Origin of the sequence: Pseudoalteromonas sp. SG43-3 (assembly GCF_014164385.1) — a bacterium.
Lineage (GTDB): Bacteria > Pseudomonadota > Gammaproteobacteria > Enterobacterales > Alteromonadaceae > Pseudoalteromonas > Pseudoalteromonas distincta.
Map to the genome: position 1 here is coordinate 31,234 of NZ_JACJFC010000022.1, position 16,732 is coordinate 47,965.

Annotated in this window: 14 protein-coding genes; 5 read left to right on the forward strand and 9 right to left on the reverse strand. The window is 39.0% G+C overall.

All coding sequences use genetic code 11. The features are described 5' to 3' along the window. Position 1 precedes the first annotated feature (1 nt). Both H5157_RS17310 and H5157_RS17315 read right to left on the reverse strand, forming a co-directional pair. Positions 2–1,003, reverse strand: coding sequence for an AraC family transcriptional regulator (locus H5157_RS17310; protein ID WP_024596553.1), 1,002 nt, complete (start codon positions 1,001–1,003; stop codon positions 2–4). After that, entirely contained in the window at positions 987–1,907 is a 921-nt protein-coding gene (locus tag H5157_RS17315; RefSeq protein ID WP_182725155.1) for a GGDEF domain-containing protein, read from the reverse strand. Before H5157_RS17315 ends, H5157_RS17310 begins: the two co-directional genes overlap by 17 nt. A 297-nt stretch (positions 1,908–2,204) precedes the next feature. On the opposite strand from H5157_RS17315, the gene H5157_RS17320 reads away from it, so the two are divergent. From H5157_RS17320 to H5157_RS17330, 3 genes are all read left to right on the forward strand, one after another. Further along, positions 2,205–4,508: a TonB-dependent siderophore receptor gene (locus tag H5157_RS17320; protein ID WP_182725156.1), complete on the forward strand. Its 2,304-nt coding sequence runs from the start codon at positions 2,205–2,207 to the stop codon at positions 4,506–4,508. A 78-nt stretch (positions 4,509–4,586) separates the two neighbouring features. Then, the gene (locus H5157_RS17325; protein WP_182725157.1) at positions 4,587–6,545 is read left to right on the forward strand and encodes a phytase; all 1,959 of its coding nucleotides are present in this window, start codon (positions 4,587–4,589) and stop codon (positions 6,543–6,545) included. A 149-nt stretch (positions 6,546–6,694) separates the two neighbouring features. After that, complete coding sequence (locus tag H5157_RS17330) at positions 6,695–7,360, forward strand: hypothetical protein (protein WP_170072017.1); 666 nt, start codon at positions 6,695–6,697, stop codon at positions 7,358–7,360. Between the two features lie 14 nt (positions 7,361–7,374). Here the strand turns inward: H5157_RS17330 and H5157_RS17335 are convergent, their stop codons facing one another. Continuing rightward, positions 7,375–8,832, reverse strand: coding sequence for a PLP-dependent aminotransferase family protein (locus H5157_RS17335; protein ID WP_182725158.1), 1,458 nt, complete (start codon positions 8,830–8,832; stop codon positions 7,375–7,377). 106 nt (positions 8,833–8,938) lie between these two features. Between H5157_RS17335 and H5157_RS17340 the strand changes: the two genes are divergently transcribed. Beyond that, the gene (locus H5157_RS17340) at positions 8,939–9,514 is read left to right on the forward strand and encodes a GNAT family N-acetyltransferase (RefSeq protein ID WP_182725159.1); all 576 of its coding nucleotides are present in this window, start codon (positions 8,939–8,941) and stop codon (positions 9,512–9,514) included. Continuing rightward, a complete protein-coding gene (locus H5157_RS17345) occupies positions 9,514–10,101 on the forward strand; it encodes an FMN-binding negative transcriptional regulator (RefSeq protein ID WP_182695053.1) in 588 nt (195 codons plus the stop codon). Before H5157_RS17340 ends, H5157_RS17345 begins: the two co-directional genes overlap by 1 nt. Positions 10,102–10,162: 61 nt before the next feature. Here the strand turns inward: H5157_RS17345 and cyoE are convergent, their stop codons facing one another. The 6 genes from cyoE to H5157_RS17375 form a co-directional block, all read right to left on the reverse strand. Next, on the reverse strand, positions 10,163–11,047 hold the full coding sequence (gene cyoE, locus H5157_RS17350) for a heme o synthase (protein ID WP_002958102.1): 885 nt from the start codon (positions 11,045–11,047) through the stop codon (positions 10,163–10,165). Positions 11,048–11,056: 9 nt separating this feature from the next. Next, positions 11,057–11,413 (reverse strand): cytochrome o ubiquinol oxidase subunit IV, encoded by a 357-nt coding sequence (gene cyoD, locus H5157_RS17355; RefSeq protein ID WP_182725160.1) that lies wholly within the window; start codon positions 11,411–11,413, stop codon positions 11,057–11,059. Further along, positions 11,413–12,039, reverse strand: a complete 627-nt coding sequence (gene cyoC, locus H5157_RS17360; protein ID WP_002958100.1) for a cytochrome o ubiquinol oxidase subunit III — start codon at positions 12,037–12,039, stop codon at positions 11,413–11,415. The genes cyoD and cyoC overlap by 1 nt, the downstream gene beginning before the upstream one ends. Next, the gene (gene cyoB, locus H5157_RS17365; protein ID WP_024596558.1) at positions 12,036–14,024 is read right to left on the reverse strand and encodes a cytochrome o ubiquinol oxidase subunit I; all 1,989 of its coding nucleotides are present in this window, start codon (positions 14,022–14,024) and stop codon (positions 12,036–12,038) included. Before cyoB ends, cyoC begins: the two co-directional genes overlap by 4 nt. A gap of 2 nt (positions 14,025–14,026) precedes the next feature. Next, positions 14,027–14,986: a ubiquinol oxidase subunit II gene (gene cyoA / locus H5157_RS17370; RefSeq protein ID WP_165723814.1), complete on the reverse strand. Its 960-nt coding sequence runs from the start codon at positions 14,984–14,986 to the stop codon at positions 14,027–14,029. Positions 14,987–15,308: 322 nt separating this feature from the next. Then, entirely contained in the window at positions 15,309–15,728 is a 420-nt protein-coding gene (locus tag H5157_RS17375) for a hypothetical protein (RefSeq protein ID WP_002958097.1), read from the reverse strand. Positions 15,729–16,732 lie beyond the last annotated feature (1,004 nt).

Sequence of the window (16,732 nt, forward strand, 5' to 3'; positions counted from 1 at the left end):
CTTATTGCGCTTTTAACTGATTAGGTGTTAAGCCTGTCCAGCGTTTAAAGGCGCGCCGAAAGTTAGGTATATCGTAAAAAGCTAAATGTTCAGCGACTTGTTCGTTATGTTTAGCGCACAGAGTAAGTAGGTAAATAGCTTTGTGCTTATTTTGCTCATCTATTAACGCTGAAAAGCGTACCCCATTGAGTTTGAGTCTGCGCTTAAATGTAGCTGAGCTCATAGCAAAGTGCTTTGCGGTGCACTCTAAATTAGCACTTGGGTGAGAGTATAAGTATCTGCAGACGGCTTCAATAAAAGTCATGCTAACTACGCTTTTATTATGTAGCTGCGACTGCGCTTGCATAAATCGTAATTGACTCGCATGCGGGTTTTTAGCCCTTAACATGGTTTTATTTAATACCCAGCGAGTACATGGCTTATCAAAACTTACCTTTAGCCCTAAATTTTGCTCATATTCTTGAATATGCCGAGGGCGTTTAAAAGCAAAGTCGAACTGACAATGCGGGTAACTTTCGCTCACTCGTTTAAGTAAACTATAAAATGCAGTGCTGTATATCTCTAGCACATAGTGGTAAAGGCTTTCATCAAACCCATGTGCTGGCTGAATATAAATATAAACATTATCGTTTTTAATATACGTTTGGCTAAACAGCAAAGGCGCTAATTGCATTCTTAAAAGTGATAATTGCTTTAATACTTGAGCTAAATTATCGCTATATTTTAATGCCTGAGCTTCGGCTCGAGTGTCGTTAATAAGTTGGCTACCGAGTAAAAAACCACTGTCAGTACTTTTCATCAACAACTTAAATTGAGCTAATAAACGCACCTGCTGAGACACACTAAATGTATGCTGAAAGTTAAGTAAGTCTTGTTCAAAAATACCGGTACCGCGTAGCAGCTTATGTAAATTTATGTTTCGGCTTTGAGCAAGCTCTACAGCTGACGTAATAAGCCCTTGAGCGCTTAAATATTTGTCGTCTTGGCTAACAAACATGTGCACGGTGCGCTACTTTTAGTTGATGCTTTTTTTGTTGTAATTGACTATGCAGTTGGCTTGTTAGTTTACCTGTACTGCTATGCGTATTACCTTGTATTAAGGCGGTAGTGACATATTGAAACTTTGCTTTTTTAGATGCTTCAACTTTAAATGCACAATGCTTTAGAGCTCCTTTAATTTGTGCCATCAACTCTTTAGCTTGCTGCTCTGTGGTGGCTGGCATCAATACCATAAAGCAATCTCCTGCGTAGCGGCACACTACATCACTTAGTCGGCAATTCATTAACAATAGCTCGCTAATTTCACGCAGTAACCGGTCGCCCTCACTAAAGCCAAACTCACTATTAAAATGCGAAAAATCACGAATATCAATAGCCCCAAGCCAGAGTGGTTGTTTGCTCGTAAGTTGCTCATTAATTGCTGAATCTAGATACTGCGCCTTATAAAGACCCGTTATTGAACACACCTTATCGTGCTCACGTAAATGCGCTTCACGGCGGCGTAGCTGACGATTTAATACATACTGCTCTTGATGCCAATAATACAAACCTATACTTGTTAATAACATGCCTAACGGAGCGGGCAGAGATTCAATCCAACTCAGCCATTGGTGCGCGGGGTGCATTAGCCATTCATCAAGTAAATCGAGCGTTGCCGAGAACATAAATAGCCCAACACCTATCACTAAGTAAGTGGTTACTTTACTCGGTGGTCTTGAAATTAATAACGCGATAATCCATACAAGTGTCATTAATACAATACCACCCTCTCCCATAATATCGAGCCACTGAATACTGGCGTAAGTTTTTAATACTCCTAAATAACTACTTAAAAACACAGCGCTAAAAAACATCGCAATAATAGCGTTTATTAGTAATCGGTGGCTGATAAAAGGGTTAAATCGCATGTGCAGTATCTCGTTTATAAATGAGCTTTAAAGTTAGTTCATACAAGCTTGTGTTAGCAGGGTCATATTAGCTCAGCTATGTGACAACTAGATGATACATACCTTAAAAACAGCCCTGCACAGTAGATAACACCAGCCTTTACAGGGAGTGATAAAAGCTCAATACGCTCTACATATTGCTCAAGTACCTCTAAATACATGTATTTAAAATAAACCCTGTCACATTTACGTAATCAATTATCTTTAGCTTGCTCGCCATACCAAGAAACAACCCTGTAATAACCAAGAGCAAATACAATGAAACACTTTAAAATAAAAGCACTGGTAGCCGCATTAGCTTTATGTAACTTAACGGCTTATGCAGAAGATGATGCAAAAGAAACCACGAAAAAAGATATAGAAGTTTCTGATAAAATTGTTGTATACGGTGAAATTGGTTATAGAAATCGCTCTGACGAACTCGCGCCAACCTTAGAATACTCACAAGAGTACTTTCAACGTTTTGAACCTTTAACCGCAGGCGATGCATTAAAACGAGTACCCAGTGTTACATTTTTATCGGATGTGCTTGAATCGGATGGTGCACGTATGCGGGGCTTGAGCCCTGCTTATACAAAGGTACTTATAAACGGTGAAGAAGTACCTGGCGCAGGTGCCGACCGTTCATTTTTTGTTGACCGAATTCCGGCTGAATTAATTGAACGCGTTGAAATTATTCGCTCATCAAGTGCCAATCGCTCAGCCGATGCGATAGCGGGCACATTAAATATTGTACTGCGCGATGGTTACAGCTTAGATGGTGGTTACTTACGTGCTGGCGGCTTGCTTTATGATGATGGCGAGTTTAAAGAAAGCTTGGCTGCAGTGTACGGTACTGAATTTGCTGGAGGGCGATTATTACTTGGTGCAAATTTACAAGGCAGATATAACCCAAAACAAAAAACCAGCCTGCGCTACGGCGATAGCCCTGAAAACAATATAAATTTTCAAACCGAAGAGTTTGATAACCGCGAAGACCAATCTGACACTCGCGATGGCGACGACACATCACTAAACGCCAGTTACGAAATTGTTTTTGATAACGATAGCCAATTTAATATTAGCGCCATGTGGGTTGATACAGAGCGCACTGAGGATGAACGTTCGTTTGAGTACGACGATACCACAGCAACCAGCAATGATATTGTAAATGGCGGAAACCTAGAAACCGATAATGCCAATGTTAAATATATTGACCAAACTAATTACAACATCAATACCGCCTATGAATTTCCACTGCTAAACGGCACAAGTAAATTAAAGTTTGGTATCGCCAAATTTGACGAGTCGGTATACGAGCAAGAAGTAGAGCTTGATACGTCAGAGCTGCCAATAATATTTGAAGAAGAACAAGCTCAAAGTGACATAGACGATAAAGAATGGACCCTGCAGTGGCAACATAGCCAACCTTGGGGTGACAATAAAGAAATTCAGTTTGGTGCATTTTTACAAAATAAAAAGCGCGATAGCAATATTTTTGAAGCCGAAGACGAGCTTGAATTAGCACTTACAAGCTGGGATCAATATGTGGGAACACCTTTATCTTTGGCTGTATTTACCAGTGAATTTGAACCGGTTATTGGTGGCGTAAACACGCTAGAGGAAGACCGCTTTGATGTGTTTGCCCTTATTAAACACCAAGATGATTTATTTGCCTGGGAATTGGGCATTCGCTGGGAGTCTACTGATTCAAAAATTAATGATAAAACAATTGGTGTAACCGAAGATAACAATTACGACTTTGTTCTACCTTCTGCACATTTTCGTTATAACGTAAGTGAGAATGGACGCGTTAGCGCCTCTGTTGCGCGTAGTTTACGACGCCCCGAGTTTGATTTTTTAACACCAGCACTTATCGAAAAAGAACTTGGCGATAACGACCAACTAGGTAACCCAGAATTAAAACCAGAATCAGCTTGGGGTATGGATTTAGGCTACGAATACCGCTTAGGTAAAAGTGGCGTTGTAGGCATTAATTTATTTTACCGCAAAGTAAACGACCTAATAGAAATAGCAAATACAGGACAAGAAGGCTCTGAAGGAGAAGGTACATTTGTATTGCAGCCTCGTAACACAGGCGATGGCAATGTAAAAGGAGTTGAGCTTGATTTATCTACTCCGCTTGGCGCATTTAGCATGCCTAATACTGGAGTATTTTTAAATTACTCATGGCTTGATAGTGAAGTAACCGACTTTTTTGGGTCTCGAAAATTTAACGATCAATCAGACTACGTTTATAACGTTGGGTTTATTCAAGACTTACCCGAACTCAAAGCTGCATTTGGTGCAACTTACCGTAAGCAAGGTGATGCTTATGGGCGTATTGTAGGTGAAGAAGTAACAACATCTTACAGTGCCGATTTTGAAGTGTTTATAGAAAAACGCTGGGAAAACGTAACGCTGCGTTTAGTGGGCTCAAACCTGCTTGATGCAAGTAAAGACGAAACCTTTAATAAGTTTGATACCGTATCAGATCAGTTCGATCGTAGCTTTGATGAGTACGAAATTGAATCTGAAGAAGCGGGTCCGGTTTATCAATTAATGCTGCGTTACGCATTTTAAATCATGGTGTTTGCGTGGTAACAATGAAGTGACTTTCGATACGTTACTCAAAACGCTCTGATCAGCAAAGGAATTATAATGAATTTTAAATTAAATAAAGTAAAAGGTTTAGTGCTTACAAGCCTGCTAATAAGCACCTTAAGTGCTTGTAGCTATAACATATCAACTAAAAAAGCATTTGAGTCTATCGAGAGCAATGCTTTTGGCCCAAGCGAGAATATGCAAGGCTCGCAAGCCGTATGGATTAATGACAACAACTGGCTGCTAGCAAGCGAAAGCCAAGGCTTGGTAATGGTAAACAGCCAAAACCAGCAGAGTAAAAACATTGCTAAAGGTAGTTTTGAGGCGCTTTCTATAAGTGCACTTAATAACTCCACTTATTTATTAGCGACCATTGATAATGACCAAGATAACGTCGTTATTTTTAAATTACAGCAAGCCAATAGCAGCTGGAATATAAAAGAGTTAACTCGTATTAGCCCACCACAAGCTCAGCCCGATACGGTGTGTTTATTTAATAATAAAAACAATAATACTGTGTCGGCATTTGTGCCTGATGTACGAGGTTTGATTACCGAAACTGTTATTTACGACACAAGTAATAATGAAACAACAAATGTAAGCATGCGTGAATTTGCAGGAGTAAGCGAAGCTGCAGGATGCGCTGTGAGCGAGCAAAGCAACACACTTTTTGTAAGTGAAGGTGAAGTGGGTATTTGGTCTATAAATGCCAATGCAGAGTCGCAAGCTGATAAAAAACCAATAGCACTCGTTGCTCCTTTTGGCTCACTAAATAGCGAAATAGGCGCTCTTTTTACATCAACCGACGGCACGCTGTGGTTTACAAGTACACATGATAATACAATTTATGCCTATAACCCTGTTACTAAAAGCATTAATCATTGGCAACTAAATGGCAATTTAGCTTTAGAGTCTGTTGCGGTTAAATACACCGCAAACAATAAGGCTATTGCGGTGTTATATAACGATGAAACAGGCGCATATACACAAAGTACAATACCAGCAACACCAGTTAAAAATGCGGGTAAAAACACTGTTAAAAAATTGACACATATACATGCCAGTGCACAAACAACGCCTGTACAAGCATTTGGTGATGCCGCAGATGATCCCGCTATTTGGGTAAACTCAAGTAACCCTGCAAAAAGCTTAATTTTAGGCACAGATAAACGTCGAGGCTTAATGGTTTACAACTTACAAGGCTGGCTTGAACAATCAATCGAGATTGGTCGCTTAAATAATGTAGATGTTCGCCAACACCCTAGTATTAAAAATAGTACGAATACTTTAATAACCGCGAGTAATCGGACAAATAACAGCATAAGTGTTTTAACAGTTGATAATAACGAGGTAAAACACCTTAATGATATTGCAACCAATCTCAGCGAAATATACGGCATGTGTATGTATTCATCAGCAACAGGGAATTATGTATTTGTTAATGATAAGTCAGGTCTTTATCAGCAATATAAACTCGACGAAAGTGGCGATAAAGTAACAGGTAAATTAGTTCGAGAATTTAATCTACCTAGCCAACCAGAAGGCTGTAGTGCAGATGATGCACGTGGTGAACTTTTTGCAGGTGAGGAAGACGCCGGTATTTGGTATATAGGCGCTGAGCCTACAGCTGATAATACACCGGTTATGCTACAAGGCATAAATGAGCAACTTGTTGATGATGTTGAGGGTATGGAAATTTACCACGGCACAAACGCACGTTACTTAGTTGTTTCTAGCCAAGGCGATGATAGCTACGTGCTGTATAAAATAAGTAATAATATTCAGGATGTTAAAACACCCAGTTTAGAGTTTGCAGGTAAGTTTAATATAGTAAGTGACTTGGTTAACGGTATTGATGGCGCATCAGAAACTGATGGGTTAACCGTAACATCGAAAGCGCTACCGGGTTATCCTGAAGGTATTTTAGTTGTACAAGATGGATATAACCGACTACCGCAGCAACCACAAAACTTTAAAATAATAGATTGGCGAGAAGTGAAAAAAGCAATTAAGTAACGTTTATTTAATTGTGATTACCCTCAATTGTAAAAGGCTCATTTGAGCCTTTTACAATACGCCTAACATTTGAATATTAAGTACAATTAGCTCAATGTAATATATATTTTTATACTACAATTTAAGCTCATAAATTAATTGAGATTATAATGCGCCTACTACTTACTTTATTACTAATCACTTTAAGTGGCTTTGCCGCAGCTGAAGAAGAAAAAGCAGAACTTCCACCGGTAGACCCCGCTTACAATGCTGAGCACCCTATGGTGTTGGTTAATCAAGGTTCGTCTATTATAGCAATGAATTTACCTGCTTATAATTCACCCAATAATGTGCAAGTAGTTTATAAAATAGGGAACCCCGATGTTGCATTTTTAGGCTTTGTTAGAAATGCAGAACTAATCACCGTAAAGCCACTAGCGTTTAATATTCAGCATTTAATGCGTGGTGAGGAAATTACAATTACTGCCGATATTTACGAGGGTGATTATCAACAAGGTGGCAGTTTAATTTATTCAAAAAAAGAACTGGTCTTGGATAAGCAATTATATGCTAGAGAGCTTAAAGAGTTGAGTGAATCATCACAATGGCAAGACTACGACATGATCACACTAAACGGTACTGAGCGTATTTATATTCATAAAATTCAAAAAGCGCCGAGCTATAACCATCTTATTTTTGTCGATTTAGTTAACGCCTGTATGCAAAAGTTTCGGACATCTAAACGTGTACCACCTGAAAATGAGCTTACCTATAAATTTATTAATTGCGGTACGCTTAAACCACTTTATTACAATGCGGATGATTTTAAGAAATAATTAACGGTATCTAGTTACTTATATTCAGTGATTAGTTTGAGCCCTTGCTTCATTGCCTCGGTTGATTGCCCTGCAAAGCCTAAGCGAACATAACTATATTGCTTGGGCATTAAACTCCTCACTGAGTCAGCAAAGTAAAATTCAGATTCCGCTTGTAAATATACGCTTTTACTTTGCATTGCTTGTTTTATATTACTCGTATTTTTATTTAAGTTAACCCACATTGCCATACCGCCGTCTGGCTTTTTATACTCTATTGGTAGCCCCTGTGATTGCAGCAACGCTAACGTGTTGTCCATTGCTTCATAACGTTGTTTATAGTGTTTAGTCATGCGTTTCAAGTGGCGCTCAAATCCACCTTCTTGCATAAAGTGCGCAACGGCTAGCTGCATAACCACATCATTTTTATGATTCATTAACTGCTTCCATGCGGTTAACTGTGCTAATACTTCAGGAGCTGCACAAATGTAGCCAATTCTAGCGCCTGAGAACATGATTTTAGAAAATGTAGATAAGTAAATAATAATCCCAGCGGGATCGTCCCCAGCCATAGGTTGCAATGGCTGACAGCGATAATGAAACTCGTGATCGTAATCATCTTCAATAATCATTACGCCATACTCATAACATAATTGATAAATTTGCATGCGCCGTGTGGGCGAAAGCGTAACGGTAGTTGGGTATTGATGCAGCGGGGTTAAGTACAGCATTTTTATTGGATATCGTCTAAGTTGCGCTTTTAAGTCCTCAACACATAAACCATATTCATCTTGTTTTATATCTATTAATTGCGCGCCACAAGCAGCAAAGGCTTTGCGTGCTGGTGGGTAGCCTAAAGTCTCAACGGCTAAGAAGTCATCTTTACTTATAAAGGCCTTTGAAATTAAAAACAAAGCTTCTTGTGAGCCATTACATACAAGTAAGTCTGATACTTTTAAACTTCTAGTTTTATGTAAGTAATCACTTATCTGAGTTTTTAGCTCACTCACTCCACCTATATCACCATAATGAAGTTTACTGATATCTAAATGATTAAATACATGGCTCATAGAGCGTTTAAATTCTTTATAGGGAAAGCTATTTAAATCAGGAAGTCCACCTGCGAAATTATATACGTAGTCTTTTAAATTCATTGCCGGAATAGGCACGGCTAACTCTGTAGCAAATTTATAAGGTTTTGGTGTTAAAACTGGCGTGTGATCACAGTTAGCACTGCTTTGAATTGGTAGTGTTTGAGTGACGCTATACCCAGAGCGTTCATGGGATTCTAGCCATCCTTCGGCTACTAATAACTGCAATGCGTTCATTATTGTATGGCGATTTAACTGATACGTTTGCGCCATAACTCGAGCAGAACTGAGTTTTATACCAGGTGCAATATCTCCCTTTACGATAGAACCACGCAAAGCATCTGCAACTTGTATGTACTTAGCTTTGTTTGAGTCATTAAATTCAATATTAAGCGGTTGCATGTTATCCTTTTATAACTGGTATAGCTAAAAAGCCAATTCTGGTTGTTTTTACCAAACCAAATTAGCGTACATTTGTTGCTCGTAAATAGCAAAGCATAGAGGCAACATGTTTACTCAACAGATACATAAAACAAATAAGGTAATTTTAGAGCCATTAAATTATGAGCATTTAAAAAGCTTATATAAAGCTGGGCAACATCCAAAAATATGGGAATGGGTATTAAGCAACTATACAAAAACACCCGAACAGTTAAAGGAATGGTTTACCACCAGTGCACAATTTAATAACAAAGAACAAATTGTATTTGCCATAGTAGACATAGCCAGCAAAGAGGTTGTAGGCACTACACGACTATTTAGATTAGATACGCATAACTTAAGTGCTGAAATTGGTCATACATTTATAAGCCATCACTGGCAGCAAACTTATATTAATACTCACACTAAATATTTACTGCTTAGCTACGCTTTTGACGCGTTGAATTTAGTGCGAATAACATTTAATACCCACGAAAAAAATCAAAAATCTCGAAATGCAATTACTCGACTAGGCGCCCAATTTGAAGGTATAGCCCATAAAGATAGATTGCTAAGTGATGGAAGTTACAGAAGCACTGCAAAATTTAGCATTATTGACGAACATTGGCAGAGCATTAAGTTGCAGTTAGAGGAGAAGCTTTAATGTACCCACCCACACATTTTCAAGAACATAATATTGAACGTTTGCAAGCATTAGTTGAGCAATTCCCTCTAGCGAGTATTTTAATGCCTTGCTCGCAAAGTGACTTAAATAATATATGCCAAGTGCCTGTATTATATGAGCCCTCACGTAATGTATTTATTGCACACGTAGCAAAACATAACCCGCTAGCGCAATGTGATAAACAGTCAGTAAAATTACTATTTAGTGGCGATAACTGTTATCTATCTCCCTCGTATAGTAATAATAAAACACTGCCGAGCTGGCTTTATTCATCAGTACAAGTAACTGCAAATGTGAATATTATTGAAAGCGATAATGAGAAAGACAAAATAATGCGGCAACTAACGAGCCATTTTGAGCAAGGCTTTACGCCAATTTGGAAGATTACTGACGTGCCCAAAAGCAATCGCCAAGCAATGTATCAACAATTAAGCTTTATAGAATTCACTCCCACTCATTGGAGTGGAAACTTTAAGCTAAGCCAAAATAAATCACCAGAGGTAAGAGCACGAATAAAACAAAGCCTAGAACTTGCCAATAAGCGCTCTATTGCAAAACTATTTTAGGCATAAAAAAAGGCCCTTTCGAGCCTTTGGATTAACTTTGGAATAGTTAAAAATTTTTAAATTAGGTAAGCGTTAATAGCTGTGGAGCAACACTATGATAATCAACAGCCATAGCAATACTTAACGCTGTAATATTAATAATTGAAAATGCGAACACTTTACGTGCCCAGCTACTCATATCAATATTACGACGATAACCGCGCAGCGCCATTAGCAACCACCAAAAGCTGGTAATACAAGCAACAGCCATAAAGGCAGCACCTGTGTAGCCAGTAATTGGTAGCAACATCACCACCAATGCATATACAGCAATGTAAAGTACGATATGGCGCTTTGCTTTATCAATTCCTTGCGCTACAGGTAATACAGGAATACCTGCAGCTTGGTAATCTTTAAAGCGAAAAATAGCAATGGCATATGAATGCGGCATTTGCCACAAGCTAAACATGACTAGCAGTATTAATGCGCCCATATCGAACTGCCCTGTTACGGCGCAGTAACCAACTACTGGCGGTACAGCGCCAGAGAGACTACCTACAAAAGTGCCATATACTGAGTTGCGTTTCATGTAGAGGCTATAAACCCCTACATAAATTACGTAGCCAAAGGCTGCAAAAAATACCGCGGCTTGAGTGGTGTAGGCGATAAGTAAACCAAAGCCCACAACACCCAATAAAATACCGTGACTAAGTGCAGCAAAGGCCGACATTTCGCCCGTTACTGTAACCCGCGTACGAGTACGCGCCATGGCCACATCTATGTCTCTATCTATAACATTATTGATAGCGCAACCTGATGCAACCACTAGCGACAAACCAATTAATGTGGCAATCATTAACCATGGGTCTATATCACCGCGCGAGGCAAGTAAAAACCCGCCCGCTACGCTGATCAAATTGCCCATAATAATACCCGGCTTTGTCACTGATAAATAACGACGAAACATCTTCAACTCCTAGTACATCATCATTGCGTTAGATTCATAAATGATCCAAACAGATAACCCAACAACCATTACGATGATCAGAGCACTGAATAGGAATGAAAAAGTACTTGCACGGCCATCTTCGGTGGTAAAATTAAGGTGTAAAAAGTATTTTAAATGCACCCAAATTTGTACGATTGCTAAAGTAACAATGCTCCAAAGCGTTGTTGCTTTTGAGAAGTCACCTTCCATTACCATGTAAAACGGTATAGCAGTTAAAATTACCGATAGCACAAAGCCAATTAAGTAAGTTTTAACACTGCCATGAGATTCATCATGATGATCACTTTGCGTTTGCTTTAACGTATGCGTTTCGCTGTGGCTCATTACATTGCTCCCATTAAATAAACAACGGTAAATACACAAATCCAGACAATGTCTAAGAAGTGCCAAAATAGGCTTAAGCAGCTTAAACGCGTTACGGTTGCTTTACCTAAGCCGCGTTTAGCAACTTCAATCATCATTATGGTCATCCAAATTAGACCCGCTGTTACATGTAAACCATGTAAGCCAACTAATGAGAAAAACGATGTTAAAAAGGCACTTTGTTGTGGACCATTGCCATGCACAATTAGGTGATGAAATTCGTATACTTCCATACCAATAAACACAGCACCTAAACAAAACGTAACAAATAACCAAGTCAGTGTTAGTGCCTTTTTTTGCCCTTGAGCGGCAATCATGGCAAAACCAAAAGTAATACTACTAATCAGTAGTGCTGCAGTTTCTACTGCTACAAAGTCGAGTTCAAAAATATCTTTACCCGATACGCCACCGGCTGTGTTCATAAATAACACAGCGTAAGTGGCAAAAAACGAGGCAAACAGTAGGCAATCGGTCATTAGGTATAACCAAAAACCAAATACGGTATCACCCGAAGTATCGTGGTGATCATGCGCGTGGGCATGATCATCGTGTGATACAGAGTCTAAATTTGCAGAAAGTGTACTCACGCTTTTAACTCCTTAACGCCACTTGAATTATATGCAGCTTCAATGCGTGCAATTTCATCAGGTTGTATATAGTAATCTACATCGCTGGTGTAACAACGTTTGATAAATATGGCAATTCCGCCTACTAGTCCAACAACAGCTAACCACCAAATATGCCAAATCATTGCAAAACAAAATACTGTTAAACTTGCTGCCATTAACACGCCAGCTGATGTGTTTTTAGGCATATGAATAGGGCTGTAGTTTGCTTTATCTTGATATGCTTGACCTTTTTCTTTCATATCGGTCCATGCATCAATATCATCAATATGTGGAATTGTTGCAAAGTTATAAATTTGCGGAGGTGAACTTGTAGCCCACTCAAGTGTGTGGCCGTTCCACGGATCGCCTGTTGTATCGTCAAGCGCTTCACGGTCTCTAAAGCTCACATATAATTGAATTACTTGGCTGATAATACCAAACATAATAATTACAGCACCGCCTGCGGCAATGTATAACCACATGTTCCAATCTGGGTTGTTAGTGTGGTTTAAGCGACGTGTCATACCTAAGAAACCAAGTACGTACAGCGGCATAAATGCTACGAAGAAACCAATAATCCAACACCAAAATGATGCTTTGCCCCATTTTTCATTAAGTTTAAAGCCCATTGCTTTAGGGAACCAAAATACAAAACCGGCCAGGTAACCAAATACAGCACCACCAATAATTGTGTTATGGAAATGTGCAATTAAGAATAAGCTGTTATGCAGTACATAATCGGCGCCAGGAATGGCAAGTAATACACCGGTCATACCGCCTACGGTAAAGGTAACCATAAAGCCAAGAGTCCAAAGTACCGGTACACTTATACGTAAACGACCTCGGTAAATAGTAAATAACCAATTAAACAACTTAACCCCAGTTGGTACGGCAATAACCATAGTCATTACCCCAAAGAACGCGTTAACGTTAGCACTTGAGCCCATAGTAAAGAAGTGATGTAACCAAACAATAAAGCCTAAAATTGAGATTGCACCGCTGGCATAAACCATCGATTTGTAACCAAACAAACGTTTACCGGCAAAGGTCGAAATAATTTCAGAAAAAATACCAAACGCTGGTAATACTAATATGTATACCTCAGGGTGACCCCATGCCCAAAACAGGTTGATGTACATCATGGCGTTACCGCCCAATTCATTGGTAAAGAAGTGGAAGTCTAGATAACGGTCAAGCGTTAGCATTGCAAGTACAGCAGTTAAAATTGGGAATGATGCTGCAATTAAGATGTTTGCCCATGTACATGCCCATGTAAAAATTGGCATTTTCATTAGGGTCATACCTGGTGCACGCATTTTAAACACGGTTGCTAAAAAGTTTACGGCTGTTAGAAGTGTACCGAGCCCGGATATTTGCAAGGCCCAAATATAATAATCGACCCCCACCCCAGGGCTAAAGGTCAGCTCCGAAAGCGGCGGATATGCCACCCAACCTGTTTTTGCAAATTCACCAAATACAAGTGATAAGTTAATTAAAATTGCACCACTGGCTGTAAACCAAAAACTTAAATTATTTAAAAATGGAAAAGCAACATCGCGAGCACCAATTTGAAGTGGTAATACAATGTTCATTAGACCAATCATAAATGGCATTGCCATAAATATGATCATGATTACGCCGTGGGCAGTAAATATTTGGTCGTAGTGTTCTGGTGGTAAATAACCTGGCGCACCACTGGTAGCAAGTGCCAACTGCGCACGCATCATTATTGCATCAGAAAAACCACGAAACAGCATTATTAGTGCTAAAAGAATATACATTACGCCTAAGCGTTTGTGATCAACAGACGTGATCCAGTCGCGCCAAAGCACGCCCCATTTTTTATACTTTGTAATAAGCCCGGCAATAATAAGCCCAGCTATCGCAATAACCGACATCGTGAACACAAGAATTGGCTCATGAAACGGAATTGCGTCGAGTGAAAGATTACCTAATAACGACATTATTATTCCTCGCCTTGGCTGTGAGATGAAGGCATTGAGTGCTCACTCATTTCATGATGCTTTTTACTCATTTGCCCATGTTCGCCCAATGCATGGTGTTTTTTGTTCATATCGCCATGCGCCTGCATATACTTCATAACAATGGTATGAAATAAGCCGTCATCAACTTTTCCGTAATATGCTACTGGGTTATTTTCACTTGCTTTTGCAAGCTCAACATAATTTGCATGAGTCAGGTTATTAGCGCTTGAATTCGCTTTCACATCACTCACCCACTTATCAAAGTCTGCTTGAGTAGGTGTAGCAATGGCATTAAATTTCATGCCAGTGAAACCTGCGCCGCTGTAATTTGCTGAAAAGCCTTTAAACGTACCTGGCTCATTTGCAATTAAGTGAAGCTTGGTTTCCATCCCAGCCATTGAGTATATTTGACTACCCAATTGCGGAATAAAAAATGAATTCATTGTGCTCTCTGAGGTGATTTTATATTCAACAGGTACATTTGCTGGGAACACTAATTCATTAACCGTAGCAATACCTTGCTCAGGATATATAAATAGCCACTTCCAGTTTAGTGAAACCACTTCAACAGTAAGATGTTCACCTTTACCTTCAATGGGTTTATAGGGGTCTAAGTCTTGGGTAGACTGCCAGGTAATAACACCTAAAATGATTACAATAACAATAGGAACAGCCCAAACAACGGCTTCAATTTTATTTGAATGAGCCCATTTTGGAGCATAAATTTCTTGGTTTTGAGTGTCTCTATATTTCCAAGCGAAATACAAAGTCATCACAATAACGGGAACGACTACAAGCAACATAAGCACGGTTGCGATGATGATTAAATTTTTCTCATCAATGCCTATTTGCCCTTTTGGATCGAGTATCCCGCCTTTACAGCCTGACAACGCCAGCACTGTACTAGCTAAAGCAATATTACAAAGGTTACGAATTAACAAGGGAGTATCCTACAAACCTAGAGTTTCAATTTGCTGCTTAAAATAAAAACCAAAGCAACGATTTTTCAATAAAAACCCAAGTTAACTAGAATTAAATTATAAAAATAAGGGGGCTATTCAAAAAAACCTAAAGCTCATGCCATTAATGACCTAGCAACAAACCCAGCTTTCTAAACGCATTTATATAACGTAATAAAAGTTAACTTGGGTGAGTGGTGGTTGGCTGAAATGTGTTTAAAGAAACACGAAGCTACTTTGTTTTAGCTAACCTTAATTATTTACAGCAAGAACAAATAATTAAAACCAGCAACAAGATGCAGCGTTACAGGCAACCTGTAAAGCTAGGTGGAGCACGACAACCATGTGAAGAGATCACAGGCTGAAGAACTTTAGCCTCGCTAAAAGCAAAGGCTGCTTTACGGAGGATTATGCCAGCACGACGCGCTGGACAAATATGGAACAATAACCAACAAAGGCCAATAAGTAACTGACTTGATATGATCGGATGAGCTAAAAATTGCGCAAGATTAAGTAACAGTGGCTCTACAATAAACCCATCACTTAATAGCGCTTCAAGCTTGAAGGCATCCTCTAGTGCACCGCTTAGCAACATTACAGTATTAAACACTAATAAAGTTATAGCTACACACACGCCCTTGCCTGCTTTATTCAAGCGTTCACACGTCTGCGGCTCGCCAGAGGCAAGTTCCGTAGCTGTATGATGCAAAGAAAGTGTGTTCAAAGACATTAACCTACTAAAATGACTATAACAAAATTAGAGTAATACAGTTTGCAATGGAAAAATTTAAAAAACATTGCTGTTGTAAACCCTAAAACCAGGTGCTAAATACAATCAAATCCAGCTAGCACATATTTACCTAGCGAAAATTGATCCGTATCAACCAAACTTTCAAAACTTACTGAAAGTTCGAACGTGAGTATAACAAAGAGAATTTTCTGTTCAACTAAAAATCAATTAATTTGAGTTAAGCTTTCGAAGCTATTTTGTTAATAAAAAATAACACGATAAAAAACATTCGGTTAGCTAAAATAAAAAACGATTTAAAGAGAAATATTTAATAGGATTATAGGTTTTTAGGAGGGAGTAATAATTGTGTGGCACAAATAAAAACAGCCCAAATTCAGTCACCACCGAACTTGAGCCGCCTTTCACACTGACAACATCTTCACACACAATATAAAGATTCTTGGTTTACATTACGTGGCAATTGTAGGGAATAAAAACAACTCAAGCTAAGTCACCACCGAACTTGAGCTGCCTTTCACACTGACAACATCTTCACACACAATATAAAGATTTTTGGTTTACATTACGTGGCAATTGTAGGGAATAAAAACAACTCAAACTCGTTCTTTATGGAAGTGAATCCACCGAACTTGAGTTGCCTTTCACACTGACAACATCTTCACACACAATATAAAGATTTTTGGTTTACACTGCGTGGCAATTGTAGGGAATAAAAACAACTCAAACTCAGTCACCACTGAACTTGAGTTGCCTTTCACACTGACAACATCTTCACACACAATATAAAGATTCTTGGCTTACACTGCGTGGCAATTGTAGGGAATAAAAACAACTCAAACTCAGTCACCACCAAACTTGAGTTGCCTTTCACACTGACAACATCTTCACACACAATATAAAGATTCTTGGCTTACACTGCGTGGCAATTGTAGGGAATAAAAACAACTCAAACTCAGTCACCACCAAACTTGAGTTGC

Coding starts and splice junctions, on each gene's coding strand:
- H5157_RS17315 (WP_182725155.1), bottom strand. CDS start 1,907: ATGCGATTTAACCCTTTTATCAGCCACCGATTACTAATAAACGCTATT.
- H5157_RS17320 (WP_182725156.1), top strand. CDS start 2,205: ATGAAACACTTTAAAATAAAAGCACTGGTAGCCGCATTAGCTTTATGT.
- H5157_RS17325 (WP_182725157.1), top strand. CDS start 4,587: ATGAATTTTAAATTAAATAAAGTAAAAGGTTTAGTGCTTACAAGCCTG.
- H5157_RS17330 (WP_170072017.1), top strand. CDS start 6,695: ATGCGCCTACTACTTACTTTATTACTAATCACTTTAAGTGGCTTTGCC.
- H5157_RS17335 (WP_182725158.1), bottom strand. CDS start 8,832: ATGCAACCGCTTAATATTGAATTTAATGACTCAAACAAAGCTAAGTAC.
- H5157_RS17340 (WP_182725159.1), top strand. CDS start 8,939: ATGTTTACTCAACAGATACATAAAACAAATAAGGTAATTTTAGAGCCA.
- H5157_RS17345 (WP_182695053.1), top strand. CDS start 9,514: ATGTACCCACCCACACATTTTCAAGAACATAATATTGAACGTTTGCAA.
- cyoE (WP_002958102.1), bottom strand. CDS start 11,047: ATGTTTCGTCGTTATTTATCAGTGACAAAGCCGGGTATTATTATGGGC.
- cyoD (WP_182725160.1), bottom strand. CDS start 11,413: ATGAGCCACAGCGAAACGCATACGTTAAAGCAAACGCAAAGTGATCAT.
- cyoB (WP_024596558.1), bottom strand. CDS start 14,024: ATGTCGTTATTAGGTAATCTTTCACTCGACGCAATTCCGTTTCATGAG.